18 protein-coding genes and 2 pseudogenes are annotated in these 13,286 nt (G+C 57.3%); 10 read left to right on the top strand and 10 right to left on the bottom strand.

Going from position 1 to position 13,286, the window contains the following annotated elements; genetic code table 11:
* Nucleotides 1–194: hypothetical protein (locus JWQ24_RS10765; RefSeq protein ID WP_299807444.1), on the top strand; the 194-nt coding region annotated here is incomplete at its 5' end.
* A gap of 70 nt (nt 195–264) precedes the next feature.
* Here JWQ24_RS10765 and JWQ24_RS10760 read toward each other — a convergent pair.
* From JWQ24_RS10760 to JWQ24_RS10750, 3 genes are all read right to left on the bottom strand, one after another.
* Complete coding sequence (locus JWQ24_RS10760) at nt 265–519, bottom strand: hypothetical protein (RefSeq protein ID WP_299807442.1); 255 nt, start codon at nt 517–519, stop codon at nt 265–267.
* 93 nt (nt 520–612) lie between these two features.
* A complete protein-coding gene (locus JWQ24_RS10755) occupies nt 613–789 on the bottom strand; it encodes a hypothetical protein (RefSeq protein WP_299807440.1) in 177 nt (58 codons plus the stop codon).
* A gap of 32 nt (nt 790–821) precedes the next feature.
* Nucleotides 822–1,031, bottom strand: a complete 210-nt coding sequence (locus JWQ24_RS10750) for a hypothetical protein (RefSeq protein ID WP_299807438.1) — start codon at nt 1,029–1,031, stop codon at nt 822–824.
* 767 nt (nt 1,032–1,798) lie between these two features.
* Between JWQ24_RS10750 and JWQ24_RS10745 the strand changes: the two genes are divergently transcribed.
* The 3 genes from JWQ24_RS10745 (at nt 1,799) to JWQ24_RS10735 (ending at nt 3,360) form a co-directional block, all read left to right on the top strand.
* Complete coding sequence (locus JWQ24_RS10745; RefSeq protein WP_299807436.1) at nt 1,799–1,984, top strand: hypothetical protein; 186 nt, start codon at nt 1,799–1,801, stop codon at nt 1,982–1,984.
* Between the two features lie 459 nt (nt 1,985–2,443).
* Nucleotides 2,444–3,052, top strand: coding sequence for a hypothetical protein (locus JWQ24_RS10740; protein WP_299807452.1), 609 nt, complete (start codon nt 2,444–2,446; stop codon nt 3,050–3,052).
* Nucleotides 3,053–3,135: 83 nt separating this feature from the next.
* Entirely contained in the window at nt 3,136–3,360 is a 225-nt protein-coding gene (locus tag JWQ24_RS10735; protein ID WP_299807434.1) for a hypothetical protein, read from the top strand.
* An 8-nt stretch (nt 3,361–3,368) separates the two neighbouring features.
* Here JWQ24_RS10735 and JWQ24_RS10730 read toward each other — a convergent pair whose 3' ends face one another.
* A complete protein-coding gene (locus JWQ24_RS10730) occupies nt 3,369–3,602 on the bottom strand; it encodes a hypothetical protein (RefSeq protein WP_299807433.1) in 234 nt (77 codons plus the stop codon).
* Nucleotides 3,603–3,973: 371 nt separating this feature from the next.
* Between JWQ24_RS10730 and JWQ24_RS28570 the strand changes: the two genes are divergently transcribed.
* Both JWQ24_RS28570 and JWQ24_RS10720 read left to right on the top strand, forming a co-directional pair.
* On the top strand, nt 3,974–4,333 hold the full coding sequence (locus JWQ24_RS28570; protein WP_366521428.1) for a hypothetical protein: 360 nt from the start codon (nt 3,974–3,976) through the stop codon (nt 4,331–4,333).
* Nucleotides 4,334–4,721: 388 nt separating this feature from the next.
* Nucleotides 4,722–4,901 carry a hypothetical protein gene (locus JWQ24_RS10720; RefSeq protein ID WP_299807431.1) on the top strand — a complete coding sequence of 60 codons (180 nt, stop codon included), beginning with the start codon at nt 4,722–4,724 and terminating at the stop codon, nt 4,899–4,901.
* Between the two features lie 127 nt (nt 4,902–5,028).
* Here JWQ24_RS10720 and JWQ24_RS10715 read toward each other — a convergent pair whose 3' ends face one another.
* A complete protein-coding gene (locus JWQ24_RS10715; protein ID WP_299807429.1) occupies nt 5,029–5,487 on the bottom strand; it encodes a low affinity iron permease family protein in 459 nt (152 codons plus the stop codon).
* Nucleotides 5,488–5,762: 275 nt separating this feature from the next.
* On the opposite strand from JWQ24_RS10715, the gene JWQ24_RS10710 reads away from it, so the two are divergent.
* Nucleotides 5,763–7,148 (top strand): carbohydrate porin, encoded by a 1,386-nt coding sequence (locus tag JWQ24_RS10710; protein ID WP_299807427.1) that lies wholly within the window; start codon nt 5,763–5,765, stop codon nt 7,146–7,148.
* A 123-nt stretch (nt 7,149–7,271) separates the two neighbouring features.
* Here JWQ24_RS10710 and JWQ24_RS10705 read toward each other — a convergent pair.
* Nucleotides 7,272–7,349, bottom strand: a pseudogene (locus JWQ24_RS10705) (VOC family protein); the annotation flags it as partial.
* A gap of 203 nt (nt 7,350–7,552) precedes the next feature.
* Between JWQ24_RS10705 and JWQ24_RS10700 the strand changes: the two are divergent.
* Both JWQ24_RS10700 and JWQ24_RS10695 read left to right on the top strand, forming a co-directional pair.
* Nucleotides 7,553–7,702: a hypothetical protein gene (locus JWQ24_RS10700; protein ID WP_299807425.1), complete on the top strand. Its 150-nt coding sequence runs from the start codon at nt 7,553–7,555 to the stop codon at nt 7,700–7,702.
* 261 nt (nt 7,703–7,963) lie between these two features.
* Nucleotides 7,964–8,788: a sulfate adenylyltransferase gene (locus JWQ24_RS10695; protein WP_299807423.1), complete on the top strand. Its 825-nt coding sequence runs from the start codon at nt 7,964–7,966 to the stop codon at nt 8,786–8,788.
* A 378-nt stretch (nt 8,789–9,166) separates the two neighbouring features.
* On the opposite strand, the gene JWQ24_RS10690 is transcribed toward JWQ24_RS10695, so the two are convergent.
* The 4 genes from JWQ24_RS10690 to JWQ24_RS10675 form a co-directional block, all read right to left on the bottom strand.
* Nucleotides 9,167–9,943 carry a hypothetical protein gene (locus JWQ24_RS10690; RefSeq protein ID WP_299807421.1) on the bottom strand — a complete coding sequence of 259 codons (777 nt, stop codon included), beginning with the start codon at nt 9,941–9,943 and terminating at the stop codon, nt 9,167–9,169.
* A gap of 974 nt (nt 9,944–10,917) precedes the next feature.
* Nucleotides 10,918–12,123: a YaaC family protein gene (locus tag JWQ24_RS10685; RefSeq protein ID WP_299807419.1), complete on the bottom strand. Its 1,206-nt coding sequence runs from the start codon at nt 12,121–12,123 to the stop codon at nt 10,918–10,920.
* A gap of 191 nt (nt 12,124–12,314) precedes the next feature.
* Nucleotides 12,315–12,878 carry a hypothetical protein gene (locus JWQ24_RS10680; RefSeq protein WP_299807417.1) on the bottom strand — a complete coding sequence of 188 codons (564 nt, stop codon included), beginning with the start codon at nt 12,876–12,878 and terminating at the stop codon, nt 12,315–12,317.
* On the bottom strand, nt 12,844–13,071 hold the full coding sequence (locus tag JWQ24_RS10675) for a hypothetical protein (protein WP_299807415.1): 228 nt from the start codon (nt 13,069–13,071) through the stop codon (nt 12,844–12,846). Before JWQ24_RS10675 ends, JWQ24_RS10680 begins: the two co-directional genes overlap by 35 nt.
* A 14-nt stretch (nt 13,072–13,085) precedes the next feature.
* Between JWQ24_RS10675 and JWQ24_RS10670 the strand changes: the two are divergent.
* Nucleotides 13,086–13,181 (top strand): annotated as a pseudogene (locus tag JWQ24_RS10670) (recombinase family protein); the annotation flags it as partial.
* Nucleotides 13,182–13,286: the final 105 nt, after the last annotated feature.

Genomic DNA, 13,286 nt, shown 5'->3' with positions numbered 1-13,286 from the left:
GACGGCAAAATAATCCGATGGGACAGGCCGAACGACCGACATGCCCTGACTGCGGGGCTTTCTTGATCCTGGCGCTGCCTCTTGGCGGCAAGGGAAAGCGCACGCTTCAATGCCTCGACTGCGACGGCCCCGACCCCATCGAGGTCGAGCAGGCCATCGGATGGTTGAAGGGCGAACTGCGGCCACCGAAGTAAGGCTCTTCAGTTCACCTTGCAGCCCCTGATTATCCCGCAATGAACAGCGTTTCTTCGTTTTTCGAGGATTCTAACTTAATGTCAGGAACCGAACATAGTTACGTTTGTTAGCCGACATCCCCGCCCCAGTCTTGGCCACTACCGGTGATGAGAGCAACGCTCCCGCCTTTTTCTGAAAGACGGGAACAGGTGCAGCGCTTGCGACGAACTCAAAGTGAAAATCAATCGGTACCGTGAGATCAACAGACAGGCTCTCGATCCATTGACGATCGAGCGCATAGCATCTCTGGTTCAGGATCTTGAGCGACAGCTTGCCGCTAAGCATTAGCGTGGATCATTTCGGTGGCTTGTCTCCCTGGTCTATGGGGTAACTTTTCGCGAGCCGCCGCCAAAAATTTTCTCTGCCGGGCCACCCGCCCTAACCGGCGGGTTTTTCGTTGGCCTTGCGAATCGTGCCGTTGAGCAGGTCAACCAGGTCGTCAGCAGCCTCCATGCCCATCCCGGTCTGCCAGCGCGCTCCCACGGACGCCGGAGCGTTCGCATACGTGTCCCAGACCGCCCAGCCGTTTTCCAGTAGCCGCATCTCGTAGCGCATGAGAGGTCCTTCTTATTGGAGGCTCGGAACGTTCAGCGTGGGCGGATCAGAATTCCATTTTTTCGGAGGAGCCGCAGGAGTGGAAATGGCTTGCCTATCTTACGGGCCTTAACCCTGACAGCTTTGATTTTGCGGTTCAATGCTGCAGCGGCGCGCACCGGGCTGGCTCCGCCTAGGATCAAAGCCGCGAGTTTCTCGACGTGCTCGTCCGACCATGTAAGCTTCGTGGGATGCTTCGCCATGGAGGCGCCTCCTGCTCGATCAATCCTTTAGTTTCACCACCGGCTTTTCTGCTGACAAGAAGGAAAGGCCCCGCCCCTTGATCAGTCATGGCAAATGCGGGCGGGGCCAATACGCCGCGTGGAACTGGGGGAAGCACGCGGTGCCCCATGATAATTTAAAAGGGTCCCCCTGCGTTCCGTCAACCGCGCAAAATCGACGGGAGTTAGCGGCCGAGCGCTTCCCTCGCTCCCACGTAAAACCTTCTTGGGGATGCTTCTTCATGGCGCACTCCCCTGCAATCGATTCGTAGATTCACCCCGGATTTTTGGCGACAAGAAAGGCCCCGCCGTTGACCAGTTTGGGGGAGGCGCGAGCGGGCCCTCACACGCCGGACTTGGGGCTGGCGCGATGATCTAATACGGAATTTTACGTTGGGTTCTTCGGCTAGGACGATTGCCGCTCTAGCTACTCGAAAGAGGTTCAGAGCGAAAAGAGATTTTCTTTGGCCTCAATGTTTCCCGTCTAAGAATATCTGATTCTGATCCAGGCTTAGGAACGCCCCGCGCACTACCGCACGACGGGGCGACATGGCACCGCGGCAATGACCCAAAAGCGAGGAAGCACCATGGACGAAACCGAACTCGTTATGATTGACTACACCAATTTCCGCGGCGAACGCGGTGGCTGCTCCGCGCCGTCGAAACTGAGAAGGGCGCGACGCGTGATTTTTCCATGAAGGACATCCATTCGTGGCGACCAGTGCAGCTCTCATAAGCAGGAATTGAAGATGACGAAGAATGTGAAGGAAATTGGCGATCTGGAGAAACAGCTTCGGTCGGCAATAACTGCCGTTCGAGATTTGCATTTTCAATCACTCGAACTCGGGGTCCGGGACATCGAGGCCGCGGCCGGGGAGGCGTACGACCTACTGTCAGACTGCAGTGCGGCGCGGGACCAGGTACAGCGATCCTGAGCGATGACCGTGATGGTCTTGGCGGGCGTACCGCGGCGGTTGCATTGCAATGTGCTTTCTGACTGATACTCGGAACCGTGTCGCCCGATACGCGTTGGAAGCATCCTACACTAACTCGTGAGGAAAACGATGAAACGTCTTTTGGCAACGAGCATATTTTCGCTCTTGATCTCCAGCGCCGCCTTCGCCCAGGCCCCCGCTGCAAAAGATGGTCCCGGCAATAACGCCGTGAACAACGATCAAAAGAACTCGGCTTCTCCGGTAGCCGGTCGAAATTCCTTCACCGAAGGACAGGCAAAAAGTGCGATCGAAAAAGCTGGCTATTCAGCCGTTACTGACTTGAAGAAGGACGACAAGGGCGTGTGGCGTGGCAAAGCGAGCAAAGGCGGCTCAGCAACCTCGATCAGCGTGGATTTCCAAGGCAACGTCAACGCCGCTAACAGAGCAGAGGATATTGAAATGACTGTGACCATTACACGTTTGTACGCCACATTTGCCGCTGCTCAACAGGCAGTAAGGGGTCTCGAAGCTGCGGGCGTTCCGCATTCCGATATCAGCATCGTCGCGAATAATTCGGACAACTGGTATGACGCCAAAAAGGACCGCGACGGCGACGGAGTCGATGATCGCGCCGAGGCTGCTGGTACCGGCGCAGGGGTCGGCGCCGGTCTTGGCGGTGCAGCTGGCCTGCTCGCCGGATTGGGGCTTCTCGCAATTCCGGGCTTGGGTCCTGTTGTCGCTGCCGGATGGCTCGCTGCAACCGCGGTTGGTGCGGCTGCGGGCGCCATGACCGGCGGAATAGTCGGGGCGCTGACTGAGGCTGGAGTGTCAAAGGAAGATGCGCCGCTTTATGCCGAGGGGGTTCGTCGAGGTGGCACGCTTGTATCAGCCAAGGTGCCGGAAGCAGAGCGGAACCGATTAGACGCGATCCTAAACCAATCGTCGGTGAACCTGCGTGACCGTAGCGCGGCGTGGCAGGAAAGCGGCTGGACCGGCTACGATCCGGCAAGCGGGCCTTATGGCGTCGATGAGGTTCGCAAAGAGCGTGAACTGTACGGTCCACGTTGATATAGAAAGGCCCGCCGAAGCGGGCCTTTTTTTCGCGCTGAGGACGGCCCGCGCGCTCTTGGGCATGCTGTGAGGATTGACCGATGAGCGAGACCGAAAAGAAGCTACGTAAGCTGCTCTTAAAGGTATATCGCAAATATGGCCCGCGGAACGGATCGACCGGCGTGATGAATCCAATCGATTTCGCTAAGCTGAGCAAGGCTCATGTGGCGCACACATGGAATTTTCCAGATTGCAAGCTGATGCACGAGATCGCGCGGGCGGTCGTTGGCGAACCTCCGCCTTCTAAAGTAAGCGATCCTGAGTGAGGATGACCTCAGTAGGTCGGCCGCTTCAGCAGGTCCGGACGCCGGGAGATCGCTTTCGCCACTCTGCGCGCCTCCTCCCGCTTCATGTGGTTGTCGGCATACTGAAAGCTACGAGCGTGAAGATCCTCGCGATGCGAGACGGAGCAGATGACGAACCCAGTCGCATCGAACACCCGGAAGCACTGGTCGTCGCCTTCTTGGACCGACCACGGCGGGGTGAATTTGCGCAGATTGTCCAACATCGCCGTACGGTCGGCCCGTTGATGACCTTCCCCGAGGCGTAGGTCGGTCGCTTCAGCCTTTCCTCCCCGTTCAGGCGCTCGCGCTCAGCGCAAAGCCCATCCACCTTCTCCTGCATCCGGGCCAGGAGAGCGTACGCCGACGTCGCGCTGACGCCAGCCTTGGCCAGTTGCTGGATGTCCTTCCGCTGCCGGCGGATCTGTCCGCGCATGCGCTCGATTTCGACCTTGATATGGTCCAGTCCCCTAGCCATTTCCAATTCGGAGTTATGAGAACAAAACGACAACATTTTGGCAAGCCGCTAGGGGTTGTGGGGCGACTGGACCACGCCAGCTAGACGAGACAAACTGCCCGGATGTGCAACCTTTACTCAATGACGAAGAACCAGGCGGCGATCCGCAACCTGTTCAAAGTGGAACGGGACAGCGCCGGCAACTTGCCATCCATGCCGGGCAACTTTCCGGACTACGCGGCCCCGATCGTGCGCAAGACCGCGGACGGGCGAGAACTGGCACTCGCCCGATGGGGCATGCCGTCGTCGCAACTCGGGCAGGCCACCAGGAAGCGCCCTGCCAAAGCTGGAGGCGAAGGGCAAGCAAATCGACTTCGCGGACTTACTCCGGAAGGAGCCGGACATCGCTGCATCGTGCCGTTCACGTCGTTTAGCGAGTTCAATAAGGAAGCCGGCGGCGACATCTGGTTTGCCCTCGACGAAACACGTCCACTAGCATGATTCGCCGGGATCTGAGCCAACTGGACATCAGTCCGCAAGGTCCGGGAAGGTGAAACCACCAACGACCTCCACGCCTTCCTAACAACCGAGCCAAACGGTATTGTCGGACCGATCCACCCCAAGGCGATGCCGGTGATCCTGACTACTGCCGAAGAGTGTCATGTCTGGGTGCGGGCGCCGTGGGCCGAAGTTCCTGCCCTGCAACGGCCCCTGCCTGACGACGCGCTGATGTTGTCGCCAGCGGGGGATCCAAAGATGGCGAGGCTGATCCAGTCTAGTCTTATAGCAGTTATTGTCGTTGCTGTGCCCGCGTCGGCCGACGCACAGACTTACACAACAAAAAGCGTGAAAACCCAAGCTGGGAGCGCAGGACTTGTCGCCCCTGCCGATGACCGACCTCGATGATGACGGTACGGTCCTGATCGATTGGAATATGGTCGAGCAAATGGCGACTTCCACCACTGATCCCCGCCGCAGCGCGGCCGCCCGACTGATGTTGGCGATCCGCGACGGACACTGGAAGCCGATGACGCTAGCTCCAATTAAGTTGCGTCGCGCGATACTCTAACGAAAGGGATTTTCTTTGCCTGCTTCCGTTTTACCTCATCGCGACCAGCAAAGACCTTATTTAATTTGGCGCTAACACCCGCAGCTATGAGCGAACCACGTCCTCCTTAAGACCCCCTGTCCATTGTCTATTGAACCGCAGCATCTGCTACCCGCTTGGCTTTCGCACCAATGCGCTCGACAGACTCGTCTCCCAGTTTTTCGGCCGCGGCCCGCCGCTCGCATCTCTGGCGGATTTCCTCAAGCTCATCGTCTGTTAGATGCTCTATTCCAACAAATGAATTATGAGCGGTGCTTACCCGTATCAGTTCGTCAAGTTTAACCTGAATGGCGGCGCTGTCGCGGTTCTGAGAATTCTGGATCAAAAACACCATAAGGAATGTGACAATCGTCGTGCCGGTGTTGATGACCAGTTGCCATGTGTCCGAGTATTGGAACAAAGGACCCGTTACCGCCCAGACGATCACGACGCCTGTAGCGATGATAAATGTCGAAGCTCGGCCCGCCGCGTGCGAAGTTTTATTGGCTATGTCGCTGAATTTTTTCACAAATCCGCCCAAATTCTTCGACTCGTTTTGTTTTGGCATTTGCACCCCACCTCGTCGCGACATTAACGCAATAATCGATGTGGAACCGTTCGGTTCCGGCGCAAGATGCATTCTCATTGAGCGAAGCAATTATGGGGGGGGGCTCGACACAATCCCGCGCCGTCACTCCACCCCCGCCCTCTTTCGTTGGCGGCGGCGGCGATGCGCACCCGCCGTCACGATAGATCCTCGACCATGAGCATCGGCGCGACCATTGCTATTCGACGCCCGCGATGGTGTAGAATACCAACGATCTCATGAACCGGATTTCGGCGGTGAAGCTTAAAGTCCTAGTCGCGCTGGTTTTACTGCTCTCGCCGTCCGTCGCTGTGTCGGCACAGGAGGACAAGAAGATCGACGATGACAAGCCGGCTGATCCTGACACCGGCGAGAGTACGGTCGAGGAAACCACGCTCGAACTGTTGCCGAACCCGTTCGAGAAGGCCGGCGTCAAGTTTGCCGCCACTTATATCGGCGAAACACTCGGAAATGTGTCGGGCGGATTGCAGCAGAGCGCGATCTACGAGGGAAGACTTAATCTCGCCGTCGATGCCGACCTGCAAAAACTGTTCGGGCTGCAGCAACTCACCTTCCACGGCAACATGTTCCAAATCCATGGCGGCGGGCTGTCGCGCGAGAATTTGCAGAACTTCATGGTGGTCAGCGGAATCGAGGCGCTGCCTTCCACGCGGCTCTACGAACTGTGGTTCGAGCAGAAGTGGGGTAAGGACCAGGTCTCGTTGAAAGCCGGACAGCTCGCCGCCGACAGCGAATTCTTTAACACCCAATATACCAATGTCTTCACCAACGCCTCGCTGGGCTGGCCTGCTATCACCTCGGTCAACCTGCCCAGCGGCGGTCCCTCGCCACCGCTCGCCGCGCTCGGTGCGCGCCTGCGCGTCAACGTGACCGAGAACATCACACTGCTCGGCGCGGTGTTCGATGGCGACGCCGCTGGACCCGGGTTCGACGATCCACAGCAGCGCAACCCCAATGGCACGAACTTTCGCATCAACGATCCGGCGCTGGTATTTGGCGAGGTGCAATATGCCTGGAACAATAAGAAGGGCGATCCTCGGTTGTCCGGGACGTTGAAGCTCGGCGGCTTCAGGCATTTCGGCGACTTCCCGGATGATCGTTTCGCGGTCAATGGCGGTACACTGGCCAATACCTCTAACGGCGTGCCTGCAGATATTGCGGGTAATTACGGGTTGTACGGCGTGCTCGAACAGGAGCTGTATCACCCGCCCGATAGCGACGACCGCGGCGTCGGCGTCTTTGTCCGGGCATCAACGAGTCCGTCGGACCGCAACCTGATTGATCTCTACGTCGATGCGGGTATGCAGATCACCGGTCTGAACGATCAACGGCAGCACGACAAGTTCGGTATCGCAATCGGCTACGCGCGCGTCTCGTCACGCGCGCGCGAGTTGGACGCCGACGTCCGGCAGATTAACGGAGCGGACTGGCCGATCCGAAGCTCCGAAAAGTTGCTTACGGCGGTCTACCAGTTCGAGATTCGCAGTGGCTGGACGCTACAGCCGAATTTTCAGTACATCGTACATCCCGGCGGCGGCGCGTCGAATCCGCTCGGTGCTACGCCCGGCCGACTCTTAAAGGACGCTGCCGTCTTCGGGCTTCGGACCACCGTAAAATTCTAGGGGCTAGAATATCCCGTTTTCAAAAAATGACCTCATAAACTCGCAGTTGCCAAGGGCTATCTCGCGACAACACGTCTCACTGCTCGGTCAGCCGCTGTAAAATCTCTCCGCCGTTGACATGTAGGGAAAGGTTTCGGCATAGAAGCGAGCCGCGGCCTCTGCGTCCTTGTCGTACCAAAGGCAAATCGTGTTCTTCGGCATTGCGTGTTCCGTTCTACCTGAAGCCAGATTTCCGTCGTTAAATCCCAACCGCGCTTTTTTGACATAGGTCGCCACCTGCATTTCTCCACCCCGGATGCGCGGCGCGACGTTTCGCAGACGAACTCGGGGCTATCCAGCCCAGTTGTAGCTCGCCGGGAACCGGAACGGCCCCAGAAGGATTATTAGCGGCATAGGAGGTTCCCATGATCCGCCAGCTCACATCCGGCGAGTACCGCCTCTATTCCCGGAAGGTCGACCCAAAGACCCACAAACGCAGAAATCTCGGTACGTTCAAATCGAGGGAGGACGCCGAAAAGCACGAGCGGGAGGTTCAGTACTTCAAGCGTCACTAGCCGCGGCGTGCTTTCCCCGGTTTGACCACGAGGACCAGTTTCGACCGATAAGCGCCCTCGCCCTTCCGGTCAAAAGTTGCCCTTCGCCAATGACCGCTTCGCGAGGTGGTGCTGCTCCCGCCGGGCAGATCGCCGTAGCGCTTCGCGAGAGTCCGCGGATCCGAACAGTCATTCAAATGAACGTTGGTGTGGTTTGTAATCCGGCTAAGCTCTGACCTGCAGGTAAATGACAGCTTGTTCGGAGGCGCTGGGCATTCCACCATGATCATCGAGTTATTTGGGCCGCCTGGTGCAGGCAAGACCACACTTCTTCGCGGCCTCTGCCGGGGGCTGGCGCAAGAAGGCATCAACCTGAAGACAGTGAACGGTTATCGCCTGATTGAATATGCGTCGGCCCAGGATGACGGCCCGGAGACGCGCCATGGTATTGGGCGTATTGGCAGAAAGATTGCCACCTCCGGTCCTGTCTTGCTATCGACCCTGCCGAAGGACGGTGTCGCGGCGCGGCTTCTAGCATCAATCCCGCTACGAAGCCGCACATGGTCATGGCGCATGAAGGTCGACATCGCTCTACTGTGCGAATCTTGGCGTAAAGCGCAGGAATCGGAAGGTTACTTCATTTTTGAAGAAGGCCTGATCCAGGCATTGTGTGCGCTGGTTTTGCTGGCGCGAACTCCAAGCATTGACGTGGTTCGTGACTGCCTAGCGTTCCTGCCGCGACCGGACCTGCTTGTCCAGGTCGATGCGCCGCAGGAAACGTTGCGCCGCCGTCTTACGGATCGGCATGCGCACCAGCCGCTCATCGAAGTCCTCCTGTTCGAACTCGGCGTGGACAGGGGCTTGAAGCAGGCCAATATCTCAAGGGAGATCGGCGAGTGCTTGCGCCGGGACGGATGGTCCTTGATACAAGTCAACGGTGCCGACCCCCTCAATTTCGATAAGGTCATCACGCGAGTCCTGGGAGAGCATATCAATGAGACCGCCCTGGGTGACCAAGGCGATAAAAGCCAAACCACTGGATTAGCTGGCAACTATGAACTTGATGGATCTCAACATTTCGCACGGGGGCCTGGTGGCAGCATCTGACGCTCGCTCACGATTTGAATCATTGCGTGGTCGAGCCCCGGTCCGCCCGGAGCGAGGCATGGATACTTTGGGTCGCCTCGACTAGCGCGGTCCCCTGTCTTGGAGAGCCTTGCGTCCGAAACCAACCATTCAGCCACGATCAGCCCGTGAGGCGCGCACGAAACAAGGTGCAGCCGTCCGCCAGGCGCGACCTGGAGATATCCCGGAATCCATAGTTCGGACGTTCGTCTGCTTCGGGTCAATCGCGTCGTTCTGGCCGTGCGCCGATTGCTTCCGGTCCTGCCCAATAAGCGGACCTTTCTGGAGGCGGCCGGCATGTCTTGAAAGTGCCATTGACGGAAGTGGCCCATTAAAGCAGACCCGCAGCGGCCGCATCAACTAAGGGGTCTGATTGATTTCGGCCTGATACCTGCCCGCGCGCTGGGGCAGCAAAAGCAAACATACAACAATGAAAATTGCCAAGGCGGCTGATGCAAGGGGACGGCTCAAATTGAGACCGCCGTGGCTCACCGGCTTGTCGAGGAGGTCGCCCACGGTGGCTCCGAGCGGTCGGGTGAGGATGAACGCTGCCCAAAACAGGGTGACCCGCGAGATATTTGTCCAATAATACGCGGCGGCAAGGATCGCCAATCCGACGCCAAACACGAGTGCGCCGCCCTCGTATCCAAGACCACCAGTGTCGGCCAACCAGTCACCCAACGCGGTGCCAAGCGTTTGTGAGAGGGTAATCGTGACCCAGTAGAAAGCCTCGACCTTCGGAGTACTTACCGAGTTCACCGAGATGGTTCCTTGGGACCAGTACCAAAAACCAAGTACGCTCATCAAGGATAGGAACAGAAGCGTTGAACCGCCCGTGTATCCTATGCCCAAGGAACGGTCGGCAAAATCGGCCATCGTCGTGCCGAACGTTGTCGAGGAAATTATTGTAGCCCAGTACAAAAAGGGGTGAAATTTCTTCGTAGCTATCTGCCACGCGACTAATGCTATTAGCGCCGCAAGGAAGACTGCTGTCCCCGCAAGGTACCCCCAATTGAGCGTCATGGTGACGGAGTCGCCCCCAGTTTCACCTAGCGTCGTTGCAGCAATCTTGATGATCCAGAAGCTTAATGTGACTTCGGGCACCTTGCTTAGCGTTGCTTTGGTGGCTTCATCCATCTCTTCGATCCTTGATTTCTTGTTGTATAAACTTGGGACCTAGCCGACCAAGCCACCAACACGGCTCGTAGTTGAATAAACTCCGTGCGGGTTGCGCCACCCGACGTCCCCTTTGCGCAACCATCCGTGCCTCGAAATGGTCCTACACAATTGCGCCGCCAGCGAGATGCAAAGATGAATTGCTGGTAATCTCGCTTGTAAAGGTCCGTTATAGGTCAAAAGCGGAACCGGGTGCCGCATATCGACAGGTCTGTTTTTATCCCAACTGCGGACATCCCCGACGAACACGGTTTCAGCCGTATGAATGCGAGTGACGCTCCTGCATTCCATATCGCCCATTATGCGAAGATCTGTGACGCCTTATTGAGGTCACAATGGAACGTTTGGCGGTCTATTCAAAAGGGCCGAGAACCCAGTAGAATGCCTTAGTGAATTGATACCTCGCCGGGCTTTGAGTGGTCGCCTTATCGCTCACGCACGGCCCGCTTCTTTGGGCAAGATCCCACACGGATCGTCAATAAACCTCAAAGACTACCTTCTGAGGAGCAATCACAGCGCTTGGCGGTCGGCGATAGCGGTTCTCGCTCCGCACAACGCACCACATTTCATCCGAATGGGGGGATTTAGTGTGCGCAGCACTTGTCCCGCTCCGATTCAGCGAGGACTACAATGTCGACCTCTTCAACTCAAATCATTGAACCAGAGCCGATACAGGCAATGTTGCGTCTGAAACAGCTTGGTGTAACCGACGAACAGATCGCGAGTTCGCACTTCCTCCCGAAATACAGCACGTGCCCGCTTGAAGACCAACCGTTCACGTGGGACCCGAGCATTCCGGATCGAGAATTGCTCCGTATACTCCCCCTACTTCGGCGAGCTCTCATTTACCGTATAATAATATCCGGAGATCCTCTGGACGCACCTTTTTACCAAGAAGCTGTCAGGGAGCTAGCGATGATGCCGTGGCACTCTTTCTAATCATTTTTTTCTAGCACCCAGTCTAGCAAACCAACCCTAAGGACTGTCTCCGCAAGTTTCCTACCCGTCCAAACATGGACATCCGGTCTATCTTCCGGCGGAACAAGCTCTCCTTTAGGGGAATGGCACACAAAAAAGAAACGGTCGAAGCGCTCAGCTTGGTCGACACGCTCAATGTATTCGTTGAGCATTCTCTGCGATGCAGCCGACTTAACCTGTACGGCAGCTTGTTCACCAGTCGTTGCCTGCTCGATCTCAAGGTCGACCGTCCTTTGGCTTCCGCCGAGCGCCGAAACGCGATGCCAACCACTTCGCGAGAAAATGATGTCGATCAGCGTCTCGAAATCTTTCCAGTGCAGGTTGCCGAGGGATTCGGTCAGAGCATCAATCATCGCAGATCTTGCAGCCGCACTTTTTTCGCCCACCGGCTCTTCCACGCCGTTGATGCGCCGGAGAAGGTATTCCTCGGCAGCCACTGCGCAGATCGTTCGTCGATAAGCTGCGACTTTCGTAAACCGCCATCGCTCAAGAAACGGATACGCTGCGCGCATCTCTTGAATAGAAGCCACCAAGCTTGCCCGATCGCTAAACAGAACGGGGTCATCGATGCGCAAGGTGCAGGAGCCTGTGTACGGCGTCCCGAAATGAAGCATGATCGGAATTGTCTTGGCCGCGGAGCCGAAGGTTTGTGCAAACTTGTCTGCTACTCCAGGCGTGCGCGCCAATATATCCGTGATCGCGATCCGCTGATTTCTTAATCCCGCCGCCTCGTCGAATGGCTTCTCGTGCCATTTCGGCATTGAGTTATCGAAGTACAATATGCGCCCCAAAGGCGCAATTGCGTCGTTGAACTCCTGAAACGTTCCACTTTTTTCGACGCGTAGCGCCAATTCTTCCACGCCCGTATCAAGCGGTGTGACATCTTTCAGCCCGTGCGCGCGGGCGATCGTTGAAAGCGAACGGCCGCTGCGAGCCACAATAACGGCCTGCGCAAAGGCAACCACGCCGTAGTAAATCTGTAGCGGCTTAATCTGGATTGGCGCCAACGCCGCTGCCTCAAAGAACAACCTGCCTTGCTGGATACAAACGGCGATCTCCCGCGCGATGCTGGCGCTAGGAGTACGCCCAGTAGAATTACTGAGCAACTGGCGTACATTGGTCGCGCTCTCCAAAAACTTGATGTCGTACCAGTCATCCGCCATACAGCCTCTCCATTTCTTCAATACGTCAATCAACCCTATCTTTGCGCGATTGTCTCCGGTGCTAGCGACGGTCGCCAGTAATGACGCGGCTCAATGTTCAGCTTCACGTCAAACACATTGCCGTGTCCATCCACGAGTGCGGTTTCGATCCCTACGGCGAGCACGCGCGCTGCCATGCGCCGCGCAAGAGTTTACGTTACTTTCGTCTTCGGAACGACGGCGAACTGGCGGAGGCCTGGAATGACAGGCGATGCGAGGGATAGGCCGACGGTCTCACAACCCCCCTTGCGCAGCCGCGACAGTTGCCCCGGATGCCTGGTATTGATGATCCCGCCTTTGCATTCCGCCACAATACTGATCCCTCGGCTAGCCACGACAACGTCGCCTCGCCCAGAATTGGGATTGACGACAATACTCTGGCCGTCAGCAGTTGCGTAGATGCCGCCATACTGCGTCGTGCCCATGGAAGACCTCCGGATAAAGCCCTGCCGGCCGAGCCAACCCTGGAAATCAAATCGCTTTCCGTGTTCACCGTCCGGATGGATAGCGACCTCACTTACGCCCGGCGCGGTCTTTAAAAGGTGCATGGCAAACGCGACCATCGCCGCGCCTTCGGGCAAATGATGCCCTCGGTCGCCGTCGCACTTACCGACCCGGTTGGGCAGCGGCGCGCTATAGGGATGAGGTAATCGAACATAGCGCACATCAATCCAGGACGATTTACTCGTAGGCGAACGGCAGACGAAAACGTTCATTCAGATGCCGAAGATAGGCGGCGCCCTCATCGTCGAGCGCGGCCTCGCCGCAAATGATCAGACGCGATGCCTCCTGTGCGCCCGGCCAGTAGGCGTATTCCATGATCTCGCCGATAGCTTCACGTAGGCACGCCCGCGGCGAATAAGCGGTTATGATTTCGTAGTACCAGAATTCGTTGGCAGCGCGCCGCAAGACAACATCGGGTCTTTGCCGAGTTTGAGCGAGCCATTATCAGAGAGCGCGTTTTGGTGGGGTTGGCACGAGCGAAGGCTGAGGGAAAGGTGCTTGGTCGACCAACGGTTGGAGCTGCCGTCGAGCTAAAAGTTCGGAACCTTTCCTGCCTGGAGACTGTCAAGAGCGCACTCTTGCCACGTCTGGTAGTGCCCATCGAACCTAGTCTCTGCCTA

This window comes from Tardiphaga sp. (genome assembly GCF_028290495.1).
GTDB lineage: Bacteria > Pseudomonadota > Alphaproteobacteria > Rhizobiales > Xanthobacteraceae > Tardiphaga.
Note: the sequence above shows the minus strand (reverse complement) of the source record. Positions and strands in the feature narration are given on the sequence as shown.